Consider the following 23,762-nt stretch of genomic DNA (forward strand, 5'->3'; position numbering starts at 1 on the left):
TTTATCAAAATAAATTCAAATTTATTTTTGAATTAATATAGATTTAAACCAACAACATTTTAAAAACATAAAAGAAAAAAATAAACTTTTTTCGAACTTACCGATGTTGTTGTTATATAATATTAAGATATTTTAATTTTTACACTTAAGGACAAAATGCCAACAATATCTCAATTAGCAAAAGGTGCCAGAGTTAAGAAAGTAGCAAAATCTAAAGTTCCTGCTCTTAACTTGGTTTATAACACCTTAGACAAAAAAGAATTTAAGCTTACTGCTCCATTTAAAAGAGGAGTGTGTACAAGGGTTGGAACTATGACCCCTAAAAAACCTAACTCAGCGCTTCGTAAATATGCCAGAGTTAAATTATCAAATGGAATGGAAGTTAATGCCTACATTCCAGGTGAAGGTCACAATTTACAAGAACACTCTGTAGTTTTAATTCGTGGTGGTAAAGTTAAAGACTTACCTGGTATCCGTTACCACATTGTTCGTGGAACTCAAGATACCCAGGGAGTAAACAAAAGAGCGCAAGGGCGTTCAAAATATGGGTCCAAAAAACCTAAACAAGCAAAATAAAGGATAAACTATGTCACGAAAAAAACAAGCTCCTATTCGTCAGGTTTTAGCTGATCCTGTTTTTAAATCTAAATTAATTACAAAAGCTATAAATGCTGTTATGCTTGATGGTAAGAAAAACACAGCACAAAATATTTTGTATTCATCTTTTAAAATAGTTGAACAAAAAACAGGGAGAAATGCTTTAGAAGTTTTTGAAGAAGCTGTTAAAAACATTACTCCTTTAACTGAAGTTCGTTCACGTCGTGTTGGTGGGACCAACTACCAAGTTCCTATGGAAGTTAAAGCACGTCGTCAACAAACTTTATCACTTCGTTGATTAATTCAATTTGCTCGTAAACGTAATGAAAAAACCATGGATGTGCGTTTAGCAAATGAAATTATTGATGCTCTTAATAAAACTGGTGGAGCATTTAAAAAACGTGAGGATACACACAAAATGGCAGAAGCCAACCGTGCTTTTGCTCACTTTAAGTGATAGTAGGTTATTATGGCAAGACAATTTGATTTAAAAGATTACCGTAATATTGGGATTATGGCTCACATCGATGCCGGTAAAACCACTACAACTGAACGTATTTTATTCCACACTGGTAAAATTCATAAAATTGGTGAAACTCACGATGGTGTTAGCCAAATGGATTGAATGGAACAAGAAAAAGAACGTGGAATTACTATTACTTCAGCAGCTACAACAGCTTTTTGAAAAAACAAAAGAATCAACATCATTGATACTCCAGGTCACGTTGACTTTACTGTTGAGGTTGAGCGTTCCCTTCGTGTTTTAGATGGTGCTGTTGCAGTTTTAGATGCTCAATCAGGAGTTGAACCTCAAACTGAAACAGTTTGACGTCAAGCAACCACTTATCACGTACCTCGTGTTGTTTATGTCAACAAAATGGACAAAGCAGGGGCAAATTTTGAAGCTTCAATTGAATCAGTTCGCACAAAATTAAATGGAAATGCCTGAGCTATCCAACTTAATATTGGTGCTGAAGCTGATTTCCAAGGTATTATCGACCTTGTGGAAATGAAAGCTTACAAATATGATGGTGAAAAAGAAGAAAAAGAATATGAAATTGAAATTCCAGCAGATCTTTTAGACAAAGCAAAACAAATGCGTCACCAACTTGTTGAAGCAGTTGCTGATTTTGATGAAGAATTAATGAATGACTTGCTTGAAGAAAAAGAAGTTACTATTGAACGCTTAAAAGCAATTATTCGTAAAGCAACTATCACAGGTGAATTTTTCCCAGTAGTTTGTGGTTCATCATTTAAAAACAAGGGTGTTAAAAAAATGATTGATGCCGTTGTTGATTATCTTCCATCTCCACTTGATGTGCCTCCTGTTAAAGCTTTCCGTGATGATGAAGAAATCAGCATTGCACCAAGTGATGATGAAGAATTTTCAGCACTTGCCTTCAAAATTATGAATGATCCATTTGTTGGTTCACTAACATTCTTCCGTGTTTACTCAGGGGTTTTAAACAAAGGTGTTTACATTGTTAACTCAACTAAAGGTAAAAAAGAAAGAGTAGGACGTATTTTAGCAATGCATGCCAACTCACGTGAAGAAATTGATGAAGTGCGTACTGGAGACATTGGAGCATTTGTTGGTCTTAAAGACACTACAACTGGTGATTCATTAATTTCTGAAAAATCTAAGTCATTTATTTTAGAAAAAATGACTTTCCCAGAACCAGTTATTTCACAAGCTCTTGAACCAGAAAGTAAAGCTGAAGTTGAAAAACTAGCAACCGGATTACAAAAATTAGCAAACGAAGATCCTACTTTCAAAACTTGAACAGACAATGAAACTGGTCAAACAATTATTGCTGGTATGGGTGAATTACACCTTGACATTATTGTTGATCGCCTTCGTCGTGAGTTTAATGTTAAAGCCAATGTTGGTAAACCACAAGTTAGTTATCGTGAAACAATTACCAAAACAGCTGAAGTTGAAGGAAAACACATTAAACAATCTGGTGGACGTGGTCAATATGGACATGTTTGAATTAAATTTGAACCAAATCCAGATGGTGAATTTGAATTTGTTGACAAAATTGTTGGTGGTAAAATTCCTAAAGAATATATCAAGTCTATTCAAAAAGGACTTGAAGAAAAAATGGCAGCTGGTATTTTAGCCGGTTACCCAATGATTGATATTAAAGCAACTTTATTTGATGGATCATTCCACGAAGTTGATTCATCAGAGATGGCCTTCAAAATTGCAGCTTCTAAAGCTTTATCTAAGTCAAAAGGTGCAGTTGGTGCAGTTTTATTAGAACCAATTATGGATGTTGCAGTTTTTGTTCCAGCTGAATACTCCGGAGATGTTATGGGTGACTTAACTCGTCGTCGTGGAATTGTTAGAGAACAAGAAACACGTAGTGATGGAGCAAATACTATTAGAGCTGATGTTCCACTAGCAGAAATGTTTGGATACTCAACTCAATTACGTTCTATGACATCAGGTCGTGGAACCTATCAGATGCAATTTGCTCGTTATGAAAAAACTCCAAGCAACATTCAAGAAACTATTGTAAAACAAAGAGCAATCAAATCAGACGACGAAGATTAGTAGTCAAAAGTTTAAAATTTATATAAAAAAAGTACAAAATAATTTTGTACTTTTTTTTTAATATTTTTTTAATACAAAGAATTAAATTATAAGGTTTGTAATTTATATAACATTAATTAGATGCATTGGTGATGATATTATTTTATATCGAGATGTAAAAGCACTAATTCCTAGAATAAGTGATGTTTTAGAACCTTTATTGAATGTTTTGGAAATACTTGAAAACTTAATGATCAAAGTAATATTTCAATAGTTTCACTTAACAATGCAAATACAGAGTTAAAAAAAATAATTCCAATGATTATTGATAAACAATTATATAATGAACAGAAAAAACAAAATAAAGAAAAAACTACCCACTTAATTATAGATGAAGCACATAATATATTATCTGAAAAAATAACAATTGAAAATGAGGGCAATCGAAATTTAAGGTTAAGTTTGTTTAAAGAAATTACCAAAGAAGGAAGGAAATTTGGTTTTTTTCTAACAATATCTAGTCAAAGACCTTCTGATATTTCTTCTACTATAGTATCACAATTACATAATTTTTTTATTCATAGACTTGTTAGTGAAATGGATTTGGAAAAAATAAAAAATTCCATAAATGAGATAGATGCTTTATCTCTCAAAAAAATACCAACATTAGAATCGGGACAATGCATATTATCAGGTACTGCTTTTTAAAATCCTATATTAATCATTGTGGATGAGTTAAATAAAGAAGAAGCTCCCGAAAGTCAAAATATAGATTTAGAAAAATATGGTGTTTGAATAATTAAAAAGATTAAAATAAATTTACTGAAATTTTTTAAAAAAATAAAATTATAATTATTTTTTTCCAAATATTTGTTAATTAATTGTTTAATATCATCTATAGTTTTAGTTTCTTTTAAATTTTTTAATTTAAAATCTAATTTATATCCTCGTCCAGTTGCATTTGACCCATTTTTTGATCTATAATGCATTTTGTGTTCAATTCCATTGATAAAAACCACACCATATTTTACTTCTGGTTCTTTAGAGTTTGTTAAACCAAATTTAAATTCACTTTTATCAACTATAGTGATGTACAAGTTGTTGGGTGCCACATCTACAAATATTATAGCATCTCACTTATCGCTATCTTTAATTCCTTCATGTTGAAACTTGTTATTTACATCTAGTGATGCTGTTTTTATTTCCATTCTATAATTATTAATAATGATATCATAATCGCCTGGTTTATCATCATCATATTCTACTTGGCTACCAAAGTCCTTAAAAATATTTTTAATGAGATGTTCACCAATTCTTCCTCTTTGATCTATCTGTAATTGTCTGAATTTAAAATATGTATCAGTAGGTTTTCAATTAGTTTGTTTTGTGTCTTCATTGTCAATAAGATACAAAATTTTTTCTTTAATATAGTTTGTCATAAATTACCCTTTACCTATACATCTTTAAATAAAAATCTTTCAAAAGCATCAATTATTAGCTGAGATCTCAAATTATTAGCACCATTAGTAGATTTGAAACTTATTTTTTTTCAATCAATGACTGACATTATTTGTTTGATTTTATTTCTGTCCTTTAAAATTATTATTCCATACCCTCTTTTGTTAGGTAAATCATCAAATTTATTTACTAAATTTACATCTTGAAAAGTAGTAGATGGTAAATAAAAATCACATTTTCCAATCATTTTAACATTTCTTTTAGAACTAGGAGAATTTCCATTAGATAAAGCATAAACTTTAATTCATTCACTTCGTTTTGTTTTAGGAATAATTGGTTTTATTTTAAAACTGGGTATTTTGCTTCATATTTGAAAAATAGCATTCACAGTTACTTGTTGACCATTAGGGTAAAAAAAAATATTATTAACCTCAAATTCTTTAGCTAAATAAAGATCTTTTTTAACTCTTAACATTGGAGAACCTTTTCCATTACTATTAAATAGTGGTGGTAATACAAAGCAAATGAAATCAGCAAAATTGGATGCTTTATTAATAAACTTCAAAGCTTGTAAACCTCTTAAACCAAAAGGAGGGTTTCCAATCACAATATTTTTATGAGATGAGGGGATAAAATTAAAAAAATCTTGTTTTAGAATTTGAGAATTTTGAGGGAATAAGTCTATCCCTATTTTATTAAAATTTTTTGGAAAATTATTAAAAAATGATCCATTACCAGCGCTAGGTTCTATTAAAGTATAATCATTTAGATTTATATTTCAATTTTTTTTAATAAATTTTAAGGAAATATCAATAAGTCTTTTAGCTTCTTTTGGATTAGTATAAAACTGGTCATATAATTTAAAGTGCTCTTTTTCGCTAACGTCTAAAGTATATTTATATCCTGATAATTTATTTAATTCAATAAAATACTGGCTTGGCACTTCTTTTAAATTTATTCATCTTTTAATTGTTCCAACATGAATTTCAAAAAAATTAGCCAATTCATTTATAGAAAATTTTTTTAGACCATATTTTTCAAATATTTTAAATAAATTAGATTTATCATTATTAATTTTTTTCATTTAACTAGAGCCTTGTAATACTTTTTTACTTATTAAATAACACAAGCTTGACAATCATTTAGATTTTCACTATCTTCAAGGACATCTTGGCGAATTCGTACGTAGTAAATAGAACCACATCCTTTTTTAAAGGCATGAATATAAGCTTTATTTAAATCACGAGTTGTTGCTTTGTCTGTTAAAAAGAAGGTCATTGAAATAAGTTGATCAACGTGCTTTTGAGCTTCGGCAACTATATTAATAATTGGAATTGGTCCAAGCTCATATGCGCCATCTTTATAAAAGTCCATAGTTTCAAAGTTAATGTTATAAGCTGGCACATAAACACGACCAATTTTTCCTTCTTTACGAACTTCAACTGGTGAAACCACAGGTTGAAGTGAAGGGGTACAGGAACTTAAATAAGAGATTGATCCAGTTGGTGCAACAGCTAATAAGTGTGAGTTTGCAAGTCCGTGAATTTTAATTTGTTCAACTAACTCAACTCATTGTTGTTGAGTTGGGATTGCAACATTATGTTTTGCAAAAACATCAGCAATTTTTTGAGTTTTTGGTTTATATTCATCAATAGAAACTTTGGTATATTTGTCAAAATAACTACCATCAGCAAACTTTGTGTTCTCAAAGTTTGCAAATTTTCCTAATTTTTGTGCTAACTTCATTGATGAGTTAAAAGAGTGGTAAGCCAATGTGTAGAAAAATAAGTTAGTAAAATCTAGAGCTTCAGGTGAATCATAGAAAATTTGATTTTGAGCAAAAAATCCATGAAGATTCATGGCTCCAAGTCCGATAGCATGATTTTGTTTGTTGCCATTTTGAATTGAAGGTGCAACACTCAAATCAGAAGAACGACTAACACTATCTAAAGCTAAAATGGAATAGTAAACTAAATCTCCAAAATTTTGTCCTGCATGCATAGCTTTATCAATGTTAAGCGAACCTAAATTACAACAAATATCCTGACCAATTTTGTTAAAATTGAGATTGTCAAAATAGGTACTTGGAGTTGAAGGTTGTGCAATTTCACTACATAAATTAGACATTACAATTTTGTCAGGATGGGCATTTCTTTTATTAACAGTGTCTTCAAATAAAATAAATGGATACCCACTTTCAAAGTGTAATTCAGCTATAGTTGCAAAAAGTTTACGCGCATTAATAAAAGTTTTTTTGATATTTGGATTATTTAGTAAATTATAGTATTCATCTGTAATTGAAATATCAGAAAAAGCTTTTTTGTATTCACGTTCAACATCATAAACGCTAAATAGTGCCATATCCTTGTTATCTTTAGCAAGTTCAAAAGTAATATCAGGAATAATAACACCTAATGACAAAGATTTAATTCTAATTTTTTCATCAGCATTTTCTCGTTTGGTGTCTAAAAAACTTAGAATATCAGGGTGATGGACACTTAAATAAACAGCTCCAGCACCTTGGCGTTGCCCAAGTTGGTTGGCATATGAAAATGAATCTTCAAGAATCTTCATAACTGGAATAACTCCAGTTGCTTGCCCTTCAATTTTTTTAATTGGAGCCCCTTGCTCACGAAGGTTAGAAAGGAGTAAACTAACTCCACCACCACGTTTGGAAAGTTGTAAGGAAGTTGAAATTGCTCTAGCAATTGATTCCATGTTATCTTCAATTCTTAAAAGATAACATGAGACATACTCACCACGACTGACTTTACCAGCATTTAAAAATGTTGGAGTAGCTGGTTGAAAACGACCTAGCATAATTTGCTCTAAAATTTTACTTGCATCTTCAAAGTTACCCTTGGCCAAAAACAATGCATTTGCTAATGCCCGATCTTCAAAGTGTTCTAGAAATTGTGAACCATCATTAGATTTAAGCCCATAACTAGTATAAAATTTGTAAGCGCCCATAAAAGATGGGAAAAAGTGCTTATAATCATAGGCTTGTTTGTGTAATTTTTCTAATTGCTCTTTACTATATTGATTATAAATTTGTGGATCATAATATTGATTTTCAATAAGTCAATCAATGCGTTCACTATAACTATTAAAATTTTTGAAATGAGGTTGAATTTGATTTTCAATGTAATTTTGAGCAGCTTCTAAATCATATTTATAAGCATCTGGATATCAATTATAAAGTTTTGATTTAGCATTCAGGCTAATATATTCTTCTGACAAAGAACCAGTAATATTTGGTTTTAGTTTGCTGTTACTCACAGTCGCTCCTTCAAAATTGAGTTAAAATTTTTTGCACATTTGTAACATCATCTTTTGTGCCCAAAAGTTCAAATTGGTATAGCAATGGAACAGATAATTTGCTAGATAAAACAGTACCAGCTAAAGCAAAAGTGTCACCAAAGTTTGTGTTTCCAGATGCTATAACTCCCCGACAAAAGTCGCGGTTATGTTTGTTGTTTAAAAATTTAATAACTTGTTTTGGTACAGCTCCAGCTGAAAATTCACCACCACCACTATAGGTTGGGCAAATTAAAACATATTCATTATCAACAGTGATAGATTCTTCTAAATCTATTGGAATTCGTTTATTTTCAAAACCTGTTTTTAAAATAAAACGATGTGTATTATTGGAAATAGAAGAGAAATAAACTATAAAAATTTTGCCACAAGGTCTTTTGATATCTTCTGGTTTTACAATTTTAATATTTTCATGCATATTTAAAAGTCCCAGTCCTCATCTTCAGTTTCTTCAGCTGTACCCATAACATATGATGAACCATTACCAGAGAAAAAGTCATGGTTTTCATCAGCACGAGCAGAAAGTTGGGTAAAAATTTCAGGTTCAATTCGAGTTTCTTCTTCAGTAAAAGGTGACTCATAACCTAAATTTTGCAAGAATTTTCCAGCATTATATACACTAAAACGAATTGCTGGTTCAGCCAAATCCACTTCACTATAAAGTTCGTATAAGTATTCTTTTTCTAAATCGATTAATTTGTATAGTAAGTCGAAAACAAACTTTTTCATTTCTTCTTGTTTTTCTGGACTTAATTTTTCAACTTTACGTTGATATTTATAACCTGAATAATAATTATGAATAACTTTGTCTCTCAAAATTAATCTAATGATATCAGAAGTATTTGGTAATTTAGATCTTGCTGATAAGTAGAAAGGAAGATAAAATCCTCCATAGAGTAAAAATCCTGGCATTAAAGCGGCGGCTACTTTGGATTTTAAAGGATCTTTGTCAATGTAGAAAGGTATTAATGCTCTAGCTCTTGCTTGTAATTTTTCATTATTAATAACTCATTCATGAGCTTCTTCAATTTCTTCACTAGTATTTAAAGTTGAAAAAATTGTTCCATATGAACGAGCATGTACACCGACCATGAAAGCAAAATTAGTATAAATAATTTGTTCATGATCAGTTAATGAGTGGGCGATTTGAGCTGTATCACCAACTGTAGCCTGAATTGTGTCGAGTAAAGTTAAACCAGTAAAAGTTCTAGTAATTAATCTTTTTCAAGTCGGACTAAGTGTTCTTCAAGTTTCTAAATCGTTTGAAACTGGAATTTTTTCAGGAACTCAAAAATTTTGAATAACTCTTGTCCACACTTCAAGATCTTTTGGATCATTGATAACATTCCAGTTTGTTGCTCTCATTTTACCTTTTAAACCATTGAGAGCATAGGTTAATGGTGAAATAGATTCATTGTAATAAGCGTTTTTCTGTTTTATCTTGTGATTTTCCATATTGAGAACTCCGGTTTTTTTAGTTTAAAAGTATTGAAAAATATTAAGAATTTTATAAATTCATAATATTTTTGCAAATAATAAATTAGAAATTTTGATTAAAATATCAATTTAATTTTCTAAGCTATTGTGTCTTTAGTTTATCATATTATATAGAACTTTGTTTAATTAAAAATGAAAAAAAATAAGTTAACAAACAATGTTGCTTTTTTTAGTGATTTTCAGAAAAAAATATTTTATTGTCAATAAACAAAAAAATATTTATTTTTAATTATTTTTGCTATAATATCTACATTAATTTAAGTTTTTGAAAAATATGCATACGTTTAACATAAGAAAAATGTTTGTTCATCCTTCTAGAAAAAAGAGTTTTCTTATGTTTTTTATTGCCATGAAACTAAATTTATATAGGGTTTGGTTATAATCAAATGAAAACTTTTGAGATTAGCACAATTACAAAAAATAATTTTAGTTTTTCATTGCCTTGCTTTTTGACTCGCCAAGCACTTATAATTTTCCATTCCAATTGAATAAAAAGAAAGTTTTCTGTATTTACTTTTGTTTTTAGTTATTTTTTAGCTTTGCTTTATGACTATTAATTATTATTGTTATATAAATAAATTTATATATAAAAAAATCATTTAAGCTTAGCTAAAAAAATTAATCAAATTCAAAAGAGGATTCAAAAAATGTTTAAATTTAAAAATAAATTATTCAAAGTAGGTATCGTGTCTTTGCCATTAGTTTCTATGGTTGCACTTGCTTCTTGCGGACCTATTAAAATTAAAGATGTTGAAAACAAAACAAATTTACAAAATCAAACAACAATTAAAAATAATACTTCAACACATTTCGGCTTTGATCAGCCAAATGATGGTAAATTAAAATTTGGTGTTCCATGGAAAAAGGGAGACCCTCGAGAACAAGCATTGCAAATAATCATTAACAAATGAAATAATTTACCTAATGTTAAAGATAAAAGCAACAAAGAGTTTTTACCAATGGAAATCGTTTCTTATACAGGTTATTATGATGGAATGGCTTCACAAATTTCAACAGATATTAATACTAAAAATGCACAAAAGGGATTAAATTTAGCTTTCAACTATCCAGGTCTTGCTGCTACATTAAATAGTCATGATATGCTATTGAACTGAAATAATAATTCTGAACTAAAAAATAAAATTCAAGATATCTATGAACCTGCGTTTTTAAAAGCAGGGAATCTTATGAGCGGTATAGACCCTAACGGTGTTTATTTAATTCCAGCTCTTAAATCGGGTAAAACTTTAGGAATTGATTCTCCATTATTAGCTTATTTTGTAGATCAAGCCACTACTCAGGGGTCTGTGCATGCAACAATTAAACCTGAAGATGCAAGTTTTTTCCACGATCTTAAAAGAACAGATCAGGAATTCATTAAACAAGCTTGAGGAAGTTATAAGGAAATACCTGTGTCTCAAGGTGGGTTAGCAGGTTATGAATTTAGTAAAGAAAAACTTGAAAACTATAATGATCTTTTTGATTTAGTTATAAGAATTAAAAAATCCTTCCCATTTACTAACAATGAAGATGGAATTACTGCTAAAGGTCGTTGATTAATTGGTTTTAATGATAGTTCTAGTCATTGGTTTATCTCAAGTTTTCAAGTTGCTAATGGTGATTGAAATAATTATATAGTTGATTTTGGACCTAAAGTTCAAAGTTTTAATTACCGTGTTAAACAACCAGGAACACCAGCTTATAATAACGGTAAAGTGGCTTTTGATTTATTTGAAAAATTACAAAAAAATGATGCTGTTCTTTATGAGCAAAATGCACCAAAAAATATTGATCGTTTTGAATCTTCTACTTTACAGAAAAAACATTTATTGCTTTTTGCTTTAATGTCAACAACAAATTATAATAACAAATACGAATCCACAGAATCTAATACAACAATGAATAAAGATGAATTATTATTGTTGCCAGAGCCTACAAAAACCCTTAATAGTGAAACTAAAAAAAGTATCACAAGTCAAGGTCCTTCAATTATGGGAATGCATTCTAACTCTGAAGAAGATTTAGCCACCGCTAAATTTTTAGATTGATTTATTTCTGAATCCACCTCTTTTGAATATCCAGATAAATCAAAAAAAACTCAAACTTTTTCTGGAACTGCAAATGATTTTTTTGCTTTTATTTCTAACTATTTAAACCCAACTAAAAGTAATTTAACTTCTGATTATGAAACAAATAATAAGTTTCCACATAATCCAATGTTTAAATTGTTGTTTAACACTTTTAAAACAGTTGTTTCTCATAATGATGAATATGCTGTATTTAGTGAACCAGGAGATGCAACTTCTCAATCATTCCGCGAAGCGGTAAAGGGAGCTTTAGGTTCAATTGGTAATAAATTAAAAAGTAATAATGACACTTCTAAAATCAACTTTGATACATTTTTATCAGAATTAAAAGCTTTATCAAAAGGTATTATAAAATAATTAATTTAACAAAGGAACTCTATGAATATATTTAAATGAAAAAAATCAAAACTTTTATTGTCAACAACTTCTATTGTGGGATTATCTACACTTTTAGTATCTTGTGGGACATTTGAAAGCAACCAATTTAATAACAAACATTTTGCTTTTGACATAGATCATGACAATAAAATAATTTTTGGTCACAGTTTTTCATCCAGCAATACTGAAGCTAAAACTTTAGCTGAAATTGTTAAGCAATGAAATGAACAAGCTAAAAATTTACCAGGATTTTTACCAATGGAACTACAAGCTTTTGCCAATGGTTATGGTGGAGCAACTCAAAGTATTCAAACCTTTTTAAAAACTAAAGACAAAAAGAAAATCCCAAACATTGTTACTAATTACCCATCTTTACTAGCGATAGTTAATAGTACAAACATGGCTTTACCAATAATTCATGACTTTAAAAGCTCAAAACCATCTGGTTCGGAAGCTGAACAACAACTTTACAACACACTAAAACAAGATGGTGTTTCTGCCTTTTTAGACTACAACAGTGAAATTCCTTTATTGGATTCAAAAGGTATTTACTCTTTACCTTTTGCAAAATCTTCTCAAATTTTATCTATTGATAAAATGGTTTTAGCATACATAGTGGACAAAGCGATGAGCGATCCAAACACACAGGCTACTATTGCGCCAAATGATAAATTGTTTGAAGAAATTTCACAAATTAAAGCTGGTGGGCAACACGCAGCTGATTTGGCTGAGGTTGAAAAAATCTGAAAGGATTATAAATCCATTCCTGTTGCTAATGGTGGGCTTGCTGGATACCAATTTAGTAGTAAAGTTTTTGAAAATTACACTGATACTATAGATTTAGCAGATAGAATTGTTAAAACATTCCCTAACTCAGTTACACAAGGAAATGATTTAACAAAAGCAAGAGGTGCGTTTGGTATTGATAATGCTGCAACTAGTTTCTTTTCAATGGTAACAGGATATAACAATGGCGATAGGTCTAAAGGTATTGCTGTTTTAAATACAAAAAACAATAGGGTTGATTATAATTCTTATTGAAAGGATACATCATCACCGCGTTATCAAGCTTTCAAAGCAGCTTATGATGTTTTAGATAATGGGATTAATAATAAATCAGTTTATATTGCATCAGCAGGTGAATATAATTCTTTATACTTAAAAAATCACCAAGAAGCTTTTTCGCTTGGATCTTCTGCAGGTTATAAATATAACTATTTTCCTAAAAATAAAACACAATTTGTAGTTCAATATCAAGATTCAACCGGTGCAAACAAGACTACTGTAAACATAAATCCTCAATTTGCAGCTCTAATTAATAAACGCACACATTTTGGAACTGGTACACAAGGTAGATATACCCTACCTAGTTTATTAGGAAATAATAAAACAATTAATATTTATGAAGAAACTAAAAAAGATCTTGATAAAATAATTGAAAACATTGGAGACAAAACTTTTATATATTTTACAGCAAAAAGTATTCCAACAGATTTAGATGTTAAGAGCACAGAAACTCTAAAATTTCCAGAAAATTTTAAATATTTCCCATTTATTTTGAAAAATGTATCATCTTATGAAAATCAAGACACTAATAGTAAATTAAATGAAGATGAAACACAAACACTTCCAGGACCAGAAAAATTTAATAAAAATAGCGAAAAACACTCAATTGTTTCTCAAGGTGCAGATTTAATCGCAATTCACGCAAACAAAAAAGAAGATGAGGCTGTTCGTTTATTTTTAAATTGATTATTAAATACTAAAGTAAGATTTCCTAAAGGAGATTCTGGAGTTGAAGAAATAACTCCAATTGAATATTGAGTTCAACAAACTTCATATATCGCTCCTTATAAACCAACTTTTGAAAATACATCTTTTTCAACAGATTCTAATGCAGGGAAACGTATTACATGAACAGAATTTAACAAATTCTTGTTAAATGATAATGCAAATAATAAATATCAACTAATTTACGATACCGCAGATGCTCAATCTGCTTCATTTAGAGATAAATTAGGAACTACAATGTCTGCTGTTTTGAGCAAAGCTCAAGTAGGTGATCGACTTAATTTTGATCAATTCCTAGAAGAGTTACAAGTAAACTTAGGTCCAAAATTTAAATAATTTTTAAATAGAAATAATCATGTTTTTTTGAAAAAAATTACTCTTAATTTCTGCAACTTTAACACCCATTGTTACACTAGCATCTTGTGGTTTAAATAATCACAAATATGATAGTGCGCAAAAATATTATCAAGTTGAAAGTTTTCAAGATAGTCCTTTCGCAGATATTCAAAATACAAATAGCAATTATTACAAAGAAGTTCAAAAATTTTTTGACACTAATTATGTTTGAACTGATACAGATAGACAAATATACAAAGATGAAAAATTACCAAATTTAAATTATTTTAGTGTATTTGAAGCCAAACTAATTAGTTGAACTGACGGCGATACTGCTAAAGTTCAAACAACGGGCAAACTTGAATTTGATACAAAAACTCAAAAATATAAAACTATTCAAGAAAAAGAACCACAGTTTCCAGAGATAATTAATGTCCGCTTCGAAACTATCGATACAGCTGAAACTACTTTTGTTGACAAAGATACTGGTAAACGAAAACCAACTACTGGATTAGAATACAAATACGCTGAGGAAGCAAAAGAATTTGCAAAAAAATTAATCCCTGTAGGTTCAACAGTTTATTTTGTCTTTTCAGGCAAATCACCAAAAAGTTCTTATAATAGAAAAGTGGGAAATATTTATTTTGGTCATGATGGTTTTTACAAAAATTACAATATTGAAATCATCAAAGCAGGTTTAGCACTTCCAATTATTAGCGACTTGGCCAATGTCAATATAGATACAAGTGAAGCTTTTTATACATCAATTAAGCAATCAGCTAGTTTAGAACAAGCTATTAACAAAAAATATGGAATGTTTGCAGAACTAAAAGGTTCACATTTTAAATCAATTTTAACTGTTGTTGAAAGCATTTATCAAACTAGAGGTGGTTCAGCAATTTCTCAATTCCTAAAACTCGATGATAATGAAAACGAGAATGTTGTAGATTCCTACACATTTGCTTTAAATAAACATAAAGAAGAACAATAAAATGAATTCAAAAAATCCAAATAAACTCCAACAAGAACAACAATTTTTAAATGAAATAAAAAGTTTAAAAATTGCTGCTGATCAACGTTTTCAACTAAAATCTAAAATCCCAGCTATTGAAATTAAAGATCTTACAATTGATTTTGGTGAAACACTTGCAGTTGACACTGCAAATATAACTGTTTATAAAGGCGAGTTAGTTACTTTGCTAGGTCCATCAGGTTCTGGTAAAACAACTATTTTAAATGCTATTGCAGGATTATTAACACCAACTTCTGGCCGTATTTTATTTAATGGTCAAGAGGTTACAAAATACACTCCACAACAAAGAAAATTAGGGCTTGTATTTCAAAATTATGCTCTTTATCCACACTTAAATGTGTATGATAATATAGCTTTTCCTTTAACTAACGATCCAAAATGAAAACAAAAAGTATTTGAAAAATCACTTTTAGCACGTGTTAATGCTAATTCAATTGTATTTGCAAAAAATGGCGCATCTGAAGAAGCGATTAAAGAATATAAAACTAATTTATATAATTACTTAGATGTTTATAAACAATTGGAAATGCAATATAATGCAAGTAAAAGCGCTATATATGCAAAATTAAATCAATTAAAAACAGATTTAGTTTTAGTAAAAGCACATAAACATGCTGAAATTAAAAAAATAACTTTTGATATTTTAAAAACGCAGAAATTAGTTCCTACATTTTTTAAAAGATTATTTAAAAAAATTGTTTTTTCTTGAAATAATCGTTTTGATAAGGAAATTGGTGAACAAGAAGAAGAGATTTTGAGATCTTATGAAAAAGCAATAATGGCTTTAAAAAAACCAAATGGAAATTTAGATTTTGACAAAAAACATGTTCAAGTATATGAATTAAATAAAACTATTGCTTCAAGTAAAAATAAAATTGAAGAGTTAGAAGTAGAAAAGAAAAAAAACATTTCTTTAACTGAGAAAAAATACTTAGAAAATCTTAATAATTTCTTTAATGCTCGCGCTAAATACAAAGAAGATGTTAAGAAAATAAATATTAAAACTCGTGAGGAATACAAATCATTAAAAGCACAATGGAAAGCCGAAAAAAGAGCTATCAATAGAAATATTCCTGTAGAAATAAGTCAGGATTATGAAGCAAGCGCAACCAAAATTGTACGCACAAAAACTGAGTTACAAAAACTTAAAAAACAAATTAATCAATTTAGAAAAAAAACTTTTTCAATTTTTGTTAATTTTGAAAAACAACTTATTAATAAATATTCACTTGATTTAAGTAAATTGAGTTTTGAAGAATTAAAAGAATATGAAAATTTTAAAGCAGATAATATCACAGTTCGTGAAGCTATTGATCGTGAAGTTTTAAGAACAGCTGAAAAAGTTGAAATCACTAAAAATTTAGCTAAAAAACCAACCAAACTTTCTGGTGGACAACAGCAGCGTGTTGCTATTGCTCGTGGGATTGTTCGTCATCCAGATATTTTATTAATGGATGAACCATTATCCAACTTGGATGCTAAATTAAGAATTCAAACTCGTCAATGAATTCGTAAAATTCAAACTGAAATTGGGATTACTACAGTCTTTGTTACCCATGACCAAGAAGAGGCTATGTCAATTTCAGACCGAATTATCTGTATGTCAACAGGTTATGTACAACAAATCGGAACTCCAATGGAACTTTACAACACACCTAAAAATGAGTTTGTTGCTAGTTTTTTAGGAATGCCAGAAATGAACATTTTTAATGCCGATTATAATTTGAAAACTAATCAAATTAGTGTAAAAGGAAAAGTAGTAATTGAAAATTTCAAAAATTATGACAAAAATCAAATTCGTGTTGGAATAAGAGCGGAACATATTCGTGAAATGGCTAGTGGTAATTTTGTAGGTACAATTGCAACTTTAGAGCATCTTGGAAAAGATATTTTAGCTAAAGTTGAGGTTGAAGAACTAGGTCAAATTACTATATTTTTAAAAGAAAAACAATTTTATGAAATTGGTGAAAAAGTTAATTTTTATTTCCGTCCTGAAAAAGTTCATTTTTTTGACATTGAAACTAGAGAGCGTGTAGAATGGTCTTCTTAAATTATTTAAACAATTTAATTTATAAACACCGTGTTCGTAAACAATGAACAGAACTGGGTATTTTAGATAAATCTAATCCATTTTGAAAGCCATTTTTACTTTTATTACCTTCTGTTTTAGTAATTTTTCTATTTACATTTTTACCCTTTATTTATTCTTTAACTAAATCTTTTAGTGTTTCAAATAATCCAAATAAAGCTTCAGATATTAGTTTTGGGTTTGGCAATTTTCTAGATATTTGAAATGACCCAAATTTTGTTATTGCAATTAGAAATTCTGTAATTTATTCTGTGGTAGCCTTGCCAATAACCTTAATGATAAGTTTAATTGTTGCATCAACATTGGCTTCCTTGCATCGTAAGTATGCTCGTGGATTTTGACAAACAGTGTTTTTTTTACCATATGTTACATCAGGAATTGCAGTTTCAATCGCTTTTGCGTTTATTTTTGACTCATCACGTTCTGGATTTATTAATTCAATTACAGGTTTGGAAACACGTTGATTAGAAAGTGCTGATCGTAATAGTTTTAAAGCTTTATTTGTTATTCTAACTTCAGGAGTATGAAGAAATTTAGCTTTTGAAATTTTAATTTTAACCACTGCGATGGTTTCAGTTAATCCTACACTTTATAAAGCTGCTTCAATTGATGGAGCTTCACGGCTAAAACAATTTTTCAAAATTACTTTACCATCTGTTTCAAAAACAATTAATTTTTTAATTACTATTGGAATTATTGCCGGAATTAAAGTTTTTCCTATCGGAATTTTTAGAAATCCAACAGATGCTTTTGCTAATGGTGGAAATACTTTATTGTTATATATTTATTCATTTGTACAATCAAGTCAATTTGGTTTAGCAGGAGCTGCAACATTATTTTTATTTATTTTTGGGGTGGCCTTATCTGTCACTGTTAAGCAAGGGCTAAACTTAACTGTTCAATTAGTTAACAGAATTGGAGAAAAAAATGTTTACCGTAAAATTAAAAATTCAACAATTCATTAGCAATCAACGCGCTAAACGTATTGTTGAATCAATGACATCACAAGTACGAGATGTAAGTTTGTGAGGAACAATATCTAGTTTAATTATCAAATTTATTGTTTTATTTATTTTTGGACTATTTATTATTTTTCCTTTTTATTTCATGATAGTGTATGCTTTTGCATCTGACAAACAAATTGAAGATACAAGACTGCCTGTTTATTGACCGGATCACTTTAATTTTAATAATTTTGTTAGAGCCTTAAACCAAGGTTATTTAAGTGCTTTAGGTTGAACAGCACTAATTACATTAGTTTCTGTAATTTCTAAAGTGTTTTTTTCCATGACTTTTGGTTATGCATTTTCACTTAAAAAATGAAGATTTAAAAAACTTTCATGAGTAATTTTTTTATCAATTTTAGTTTTACCTGAAACAGCACTATTGCTTGGACAATATAGGGTTATGGTTATTTTACAATGAACAACTGGGCCGCAGTCATTTTTAGCTTTAACTTCACCTTTTGTGGCTTCTGTATTTTCAGGGTTTATGTTTAGAAATGCTTTTGAAGCTATTCCAGATCGAATTAAAGAAGCTGCGATGATGGATGGATGTTCACAAGTGCGTATGTTTTTTAAAGTTGCTATCCCAATGGTAACCCCAACTATTTGAACTGTTGGAATTTTAACAGCATTTGCTGCTTGAAATTCAACTTTATGACCACTACTTATTTTGACAGGAAATAAAGACATTCAGGTTCTTAATGTTTGATTATTAAATGTTGGAACTGATGATGCAGGAGATGAACAACTAGGGTTTTTCAAAAATGTTAGAATGGCTGGTGCTATTTTAGCGATTCTACCTATGTTTATCATTTACTTTGGTTTTCGTCGCCGTATTTTGAATGCTATTTCAAGACAAGGGTCAACAGTTAAGGGATAATATGAGTTTAACTAAATTTTTTAACAAAAAAAATAATACAAAATTAGGACTTTTTGTTCAATATTTTTTCATGGGATTGGTTGTGTTTGTTGGTTTAACCTTTGTTGCACTAACGATTTATGGAATTATTGTATTTTTTCAAGGTATTTCTGTTGACGGATTTTAAAATCCTCATTATCAAAGTCATAAACTTCTAATGTTACATATAAAACTGCTCGTTTAATTCGACTAGTTGTGTATCTTTTCGAATTAGTGCGATTAATGAATTCAGCCAAAGTATTAGCATCAATATGCTTTTTGAAAAGATTTTCCATACCTTCTGAAATCATTTTGATTTGTTTTAACTTTTCAGCCGATGTTTCATTTACAACCTTTTGAAAAACAGGATATAAGTCTTGTAATTCAAAAGGTTTTTTATTAAATTTCATAGGTGAAAATTGACTAATATCTTGTCCATTAGTTATCATTTTACGCAATAATGATGCAGAAGCAAAATTATCAGTAGCATTTTCACTATGAAAATCAACAGTTCTTTTCAAACAAAATGCCTGAATAGGATAATTGTTAAAAACTATTTGTTTCACATATTCAAAACCTAAAATATCATTAGGCAAAGTAATTTTTTGCCCTGATAATGATTCTAAAGCACTAGCAGCTGCATTTGGAAATGAACAACCCTGTTTTAAAAAACTTTTAATCAATTTATTGTAATTATCTTCATTGTTTTTAATTAAATTTGCTAAAAAATATAAATTGTCAATATTATCAGATTCCGAACCAAAAATTAATTTATTTATTTTATTTTCATAAATTAATCTAATTGCCCCTTCCGCAAAAATATGAGCTGCTTGAGTTGCAAATTTAAAAGGAAGCTCAATAACTTTAGAAGCTCCATATTTTAGTGCAAATTCTTTGCGAGTTTTAAAATCCGCAACAGCTATTTCTCCTCTTTGTGTATAATTTCCTGTCAAAATTATAATAATTTCATCATTTGGGAAATTTTGTTTTACATAATTTAATTGATAAATGTGTCCATTATGAAATGGATTATATTCTGCGATAATTGCGATTGCCATAATTAAATTATAAAACCATTTTTACAATTTTTCATTTTATAAATTTCTTTTTAAACTTTTTTCACCATTTACTTTGGCTAGCTAGCACCAAAATTTCTAATGTAAAAATTACAAACCAACCAACTCAAGCATAAGTGAAAAAACTGTTGATAGAATTTGTCAAAAAATTAGAAGATAATACACTAATTTTTTGTCCCAATTCTGAACCACTAAAATAGCCAAATAAAATTAAACTATGAACAATATTAGTGGAATAAACAAATAAATAATTTTTATATTCAGGTCAAATAGATGGAAATACAAAGTCTTTAATTAATTTAAATTTAGATCAACCTTGTAATTTAAGTAATTCATATTTTCGTCAATCAATTGAGTTTAATGTTTCGTTAATTTTTTTAGTCAATTCTAGAGAATCTTTAAAACCAATAAGAATTGCAGTTAGCAACAAAGGAGGGGTGTATGATAAAGGAAGTAATATGAAAAAGAATATTGTTGATGGGATTATTCTCAAAATTATCAAAATAATTTTGCTAGGAATTCATTGATAAGGTTTGTTTAATTTTTCATTAGAAATTAAAACGTTAAAAATAGTAAAAATAAACAAAATAGATAATGCAACAACCATTTGTCCAGTTAATGACCAAATCATAAAAATAGGATTGTAGTCAGGATTTTGACGAAATAAAAACCAATTTATGTTAAAAATATTTTTTAAGAAAAATTTAATTTTTGAGGTATTTGCACTTCAGATTGGAATGCTAATAATTGATCAAATTGCAATTATTAATATTATTATTCATATAAATAATTTAGCAAATTTATCATAGTTTAATTTTCAAAATAAAACAAAATTATTTTTTTGATTTAAATTTATATTTTTTTTATTAACAGTGAGTTTGTTTAAAAAAATTACAATTAATTCTAAAACAATTATTGAAAAAATTAAAACTGTCAAGGGAATACCAATTACAGATCATCCTATTGTTGGGTCTTGGGCATCGATTATTAGTTTTCCAATACCTATAACTCCAGCTGCTGAAATTATAGTAGTTCATCGTATATTAGATTCTAAAGAATAAAAAAATAAACCCAAAAATTTGTTACTAATTATTGGTAAAATTAAATTTTTAAAATTAATAAATTTATTTTTACCAATTTGATTTTGAAGGTGGTAATTATATCAATTCACACTATTTAAAAAAGATAAAAAATATCTATGAAGTCAAATTCAAGTAAATCAAAAAATTATCAAAACAGCTGCTAGTTGTTTACTAAAAATATCGCTAATAGCTAGTAAAATAAAGGGTATTGGAAAGGATTTAATAAATATTATTAAAAAATTAATAATTTTTTTACAATATTTATTTGTTGTAAAATCAGATGAAAATAGTGAAGTTCAAAAAGCAAAAAAAGATCCAAGCAATGTGCCTAAAACTGTATATTTTATTGTAATCCACAACAAACTAAAACTAAAGCTTCAAAGTGAAAAATTTGGATAACTAGGATGTTTGTTGCTAAAAATAAAAAAATCTGAAATATTTGTAAAAGTTAAAAATCAACCTTTTGTATTGATAGGTGAAAAAACTGTATAAAAAGACGTAATTATTATTGTTAAAATAATTGAAAATAAAATTATTTTTTTTATTTTATTTGATTTTAAAAAAATAGTAACATTAGCATTCATCTTAAATTAAAAATGTTTCTTTTAGTTCCGGAATTATTTCATCAAAAGAATTAAATAAAGTCGCCTTTTTATTATTAATAACTAAAAAATAACCATCATATTTTTTTATAATGTCAGCATTGTGAGATGCAATAAACACTATAGATTCACTCTGTTTTGCCAACTCTAAAATTAAATCAAAAATTTTTTGTGAAGTTAGTTGATCCAAACCCTTTGTTGGCTCATCTGCCAAAATAATTGATGGCTTTGTAAGCATTAGTTTTGCAATTTCTACTCTTTGTTGTTGTCCTCCTGATAAATTTTTGTAAATAGTAAAAATTTTTTGTTCTAATCCCAATTGTTGTAGGATGTTATAAATTTGTTGTTTCTGACTTTGAGTAGCAATATTAAATAAGTTGTAAAATCAATTCCTAAACTTTGGTAAATGTTTAACAATATTAGTGTAAACATTTTGAAATTCAATAGAATTGCCCGATTGTGATAAAAACCCTATTTTTTTTGTAAATTTTTTTTTATTTTTATTATCTAAGCTAGTAATATTTTGTTTATTAAAAAGAATATGTCCATTTTTAACATCCATATTTTGCAAAATAGATAAAAAAAAGGAAGTTTTTCCTTGCCCACTTGCGCCAATGACAAAAATTGGTTTGGAATTAGAAGCGGAAAAAGTTATATTATTTAACACAGTTTTTTTAGAACCAAGGTAACCAATAGTTAGGTTTTTAAACTCTATAAAATTCATTAATTTCTTTCTAGTGAATTTTTAAACATATTGCGAAATATAGATGAATCAGAAATTCTTTGATAACCATTATATCCAACACTTTCACCAAAAGTGTCTCTATGATTTAAAGATAAATTAATTAAAGCTTGAGATATTAAATATTTTTGAATTTTATTAAAATCATTGCGAAAACTACCAATATCATAAGGTAAAGGGTTTGTTAAAGTTAAAATTTCAATTTTTTCTTCAGGATTTTTAGGCGTAAATCGCAAACCATCTCCTTTATTTGGTGTTCAAGCAAAACTTGCTTCATCATCAAAAGCAATTCTAAAATTTTGGTTTTGTCCTATTGAAGTTGATTGAGGTGATTCTTGAAAAAAATATTGTGGTTTTTTTACTTTTTCTTCACTCAAAGTTTTACCTTTATTTTTAAAGTAATTAGCGAAATGCTGCTCAATTAAATTAGCTTCCAATTTTCATCTTCCACCAGAAGACTCTTCCCCATGAATAATTCCAAATTTTTCTCATTGTTCAAAATCTTTATTATCTCAATATTTTTTAATATTTTTTAAAGTTTCAGAATTGCCTGAAATCATAATCATTCCTCTATAAAAAGGTACTTGCCTTTTATTTTTGTCATACAAAAATCTATATGCAACTCCATCTCATTCTTGTGGTCCCTTTTGTTTATTTTGTCATTCATTAAAAGGTGTTTGATTAAATAACTTAGATAATTCCTGTGCTTGTTTGACTAAATAATCATTGTCAGATCCATTTGAGTAAGTTTGTGGTTCTAAGTCATTTGCAAAAGCTCATGTTGTAGTTTGCAAAGCGTTTTGTAATTGATTGTTTTTATCAATTTCAATTGTTGATGTTGCATTTGCAAAAGCAAAATCAATGGACTTGTCAGAATTATCAGCAACTAACAATTGTGTAATTGCACTTTTACTATCACTAATATCTTGAAATTCAAAAGTCACCTTCGCTAAATTTTTAGTTTGTGGATTTTGATTTTTTAGTTTATTAAATTCATTAGTAAGATTAGATAAAAAAGTAGAAATCCTGCTATCCGAAGGATCTTTAGAACGAGTTCAAGATGAATCTGCTCCAATATTTACTTTAGTGTCTCAAGCAAATGAGTTAGATGTGTTGTTTGTTGAACAACTCATTAATGTGAAAAAAGAAAAAAATGTACTACAAATTAAAATTTTGTGCACTTGTTTTTTAATTTTTAAATAAAATTTTGTTTTCATACAATCCTTAAAATCTTG

Annotated in this window: 20 protein-coding genes; 11 read left to right on the forward strand and 9 right to left on the reverse strand. The window is 28.5% G+C overall.

Going from position 1 to position 23,762, the window contains the following annotated elements:
• Positions 1-156 precede the first annotated feature (156 nt).
• From rpsL to ACJHWB_RS00390, 4 genes are all read left to right on the forward strand, one after another.
• Positions 157-576 carry a 30S ribosomal protein S12 gene (gene rpsL / locus ACJHWB_RS00375; RefSeq protein WP_022935402.1) on the forward strand — a complete coding sequence of 140 codons (420 nt, stop codon included), beginning with the start codon at positions 157-159 and terminating at the stop codon, positions 574-576.
• A gap of 10 nt (positions 577-586) precedes the next feature.
• Complete coding sequence (rpsG, locus tag ACJHWB_RS00380; RefSeq protein WP_022935401.1) at positions 587-1,057, forward strand: 30S ribosomal protein S7; 471 nt, start codon at positions 587-589, stop codon at positions 1,055-1,057.
• A 9-nt stretch (positions 1,058-1,066) separates the two neighbouring features.
• Positions 1,067-3,157: an elongation factor G gene (gene fusA, locus ACJHWB_RS00385; RefSeq protein ID WP_483132548.1), complete on the forward strand. Its 2,091-nt coding sequence runs from the start codon at positions 1,067-1,069 to the stop codon at positions 3,155-3,157.
• 297 nt (positions 3,158-3,454) lie between these two features.
• On the forward strand, positions 3,455-3,844 hold the full coding sequence (locus ACJHWB_RS00390) for an ATP-binding protein (RefSeq protein ID WP_483132549.1): 390 nt from the start codon (positions 3,455-3,457) through the stop codon (positions 3,842-3,844).
• Here the strand turns inward: ACJHWB_RS00390 and ACJHWB_RS00395 are convergent.
• The 5 genes from ACJHWB_RS00395 to nrdF are packed head-to-tail and all read right to left on the reverse strand — an operon-like array spanning position 3,841 to position 9,367.
• On the reverse strand, positions 3,841-4,575 hold the full coding sequence (locus ACJHWB_RS00395) for a hypothetical protein (RefSeq protein WP_483132550.1): 735 nt from the start codon (positions 4,573-4,575) through the stop codon (positions 3,841-3,843). The two genes, ACJHWB_RS00390 and ACJHWB_RS00395, sit on opposite strands and share 4 nt — an antisense overlap.
• Positions 4,576-4,589: 14 nt before the next feature.
• Complete coding sequence (locus ACJHWB_RS00400; protein ID WP_483132551.1) at positions 4,590-5,678, reverse strand: hypothetical protein; 1,089 nt, start codon at positions 5,676-5,678, stop codon at positions 4,590-4,592.
• A gap of 32 nt (positions 5,679-5,710) precedes the next feature.
• Positions 5,711-7,873 carry a class 1b ribonucleoside-diphosphate reductase subunit alpha gene (gene nrdE / locus ACJHWB_RS00405; protein ID WP_483132552.1) on the reverse strand — a complete coding sequence of 721 codons (2,163 nt, stop codon included), beginning with the start codon at positions 7,871-7,873 and terminating at the stop codon, positions 5,711-5,713.
• Positions 7,866-8,330, reverse strand: coding sequence for a class Ib ribonucleoside-diphosphate reductase assembly flavoprotein NrdI (gene nrdI / locus ACJHWB_RS00410; protein WP_483132553.1), 465 nt, complete (start codon positions 8,328-8,330; stop codon positions 7,866-7,868). The genes nrdE and nrdI overlap by 8 nt, the downstream gene beginning before the upstream one ends.
• A 2-nt stretch (positions 8,331-8,332) precedes the next feature.
• Positions 8,333-9,367, reverse strand: coding sequence for a class 1b ribonucleoside-diphosphate reductase subunit beta (gene nrdF / locus ACJHWB_RS00415; RefSeq protein ID WP_483130320.1), 1,035 nt, complete (start codon positions 9,365-9,367; stop codon positions 8,333-8,335).
• A gap of 689 nt (positions 9,368-10,056) precedes the next feature.
• Between nrdF and ACJHWB_RS00420 the strand changes: the two genes are divergently transcribed.
• From ACJHWB_RS00420 to ACJHWB_RS00450, 7 genes are read left to right on the forward strand one after another with little or no spacing between them, the layout of a single operon-like run.
• Positions 10,057-11,853 (forward strand): P68 family surface lipoprotein, encoded by a 1,797-nt coding sequence (locus tag ACJHWB_RS00420; protein WP_483132554.1) that lies wholly within the window; start codon positions 10,057-10,059, stop codon positions 11,851-11,853.
• A gap of 21 nt (positions 11,854-11,874) precedes the next feature.
• The gene (locus tag ACJHWB_RS00425; RefSeq protein WP_483132555.1) at positions 11,875-14,001 is read left to right on the forward strand and encodes a P68 family surface lipoprotein; all 2,127 of its coding nucleotides are present in this window, start codon (positions 11,875-11,877) and stop codon (positions 13,999-14,001) included.
• A 19-nt stretch (positions 14,002-14,020) separates the two neighbouring features.
• On the forward strand, positions 14,021-14,992 hold the full coding sequence (locus tag ACJHWB_RS00430) for a thermonuclease family protein (protein WP_483132556.1): 972 nt from the start codon (positions 14,021-14,023) through the stop codon (positions 14,990-14,992).
• Position 14,993: 1 nt separating this feature from the next.
• On the forward strand, positions 14,994-17,084 hold the full coding sequence (locus ACJHWB_RS00435) for an ATP-binding cassette domain-containing protein (RefSeq protein WP_483132557.1): 2,091 nt from the start codon (positions 14,994-14,996) through the stop codon (positions 17,082-17,084).
• Positions 17,072-18,088, forward strand: a complete 1,017-nt coding sequence (locus ACJHWB_RS00440) for a carbohydrate ABC transporter permease (protein ID WP_483132558.1) — start codon at positions 17,072-17,074, stop codon at positions 18,086-18,088. The genes ACJHWB_RS00435 and ACJHWB_RS00440 overlap by 13 nt, the downstream gene beginning before the upstream one ends.
• The gene (locus ACJHWB_RS00445) at positions 18,051-19,007 is read left to right on the forward strand and encodes a carbohydrate ABC transporter permease (protein WP_483132559.1); all 957 of its coding nucleotides are present in this window, start codon (positions 18,051-18,053) and stop codon (positions 19,005-19,007) included. The genes ACJHWB_RS00440 and ACJHWB_RS00445 overlap by 38 nt, the downstream gene beginning before the upstream one ends.
• A gap of 1 nt (position 19,008) precedes the next feature.
• Positions 19,009-19,173 carry a hypothetical protein gene (locus ACJHWB_RS00450; RefSeq protein ID WP_483132560.1) on the forward strand — a complete coding sequence of 55 codons (165 nt, stop codon included), beginning with the start codon at positions 19,009-19,011 and terminating at the stop codon, positions 19,171-19,173.
• Here the strand turns inward: ACJHWB_RS00450 and ACJHWB_RS00455 are convergent.
• From ACJHWB_RS00455 to cypl, 4 genes are read right to left on the reverse strand one after another with little or no spacing between them, the layout of a single operon-like run.
• Complete coding sequence (locus ACJHWB_RS00455) at positions 19,133-20,083, reverse strand: nucleotidyltransferase (RefSeq protein WP_483132561.1); 951 nt, start codon at positions 20,081-20,083, stop codon at positions 19,133-19,135. The genes ACJHWB_RS00450 and ACJHWB_RS00455 overlap by 41 nt on opposite strands.
• 7 nt (positions 20,084-20,090) lie before the next feature.
• On the reverse strand, positions 20,091-21,767 hold the full coding sequence (locus tag ACJHWB_RS00460; protein WP_483132562.1) for an ABC transporter permease subunit: 1,677 nt from the start codon (positions 21,765-21,767) through the stop codon (positions 20,091-20,093).
• 1 nt (position 21,768) lies between these two features.
• Entirely contained in the window at positions 21,769-22,509 is a 741-nt protein-coding gene (locus ACJHWB_RS00465; protein WP_483132563.1) for an ATP-binding cassette domain-containing protein, read from the reverse strand.
• Positions 22,509-23,744 (reverse strand): ABC transporter thiamine pyrophosphate-binding lipoprotein p37/Cypl, encoded by a 1,236-nt coding sequence (gene cypl / locus ACJHWB_RS00470; RefSeq protein WP_483132564.1) that lies wholly within the window; start codon positions 23,742-23,744, stop codon positions 22,509-22,511. Before cypl ends, ACJHWB_RS00465 begins: the two co-directional genes overlap by 1 nt.
• Between the last annotated feature and the right edge of the window lie 18 nt (positions 23,745-23,762).

The sequence above is a fragment of the Mesomycoplasma sp. genome (assembly GCF_056854695.1).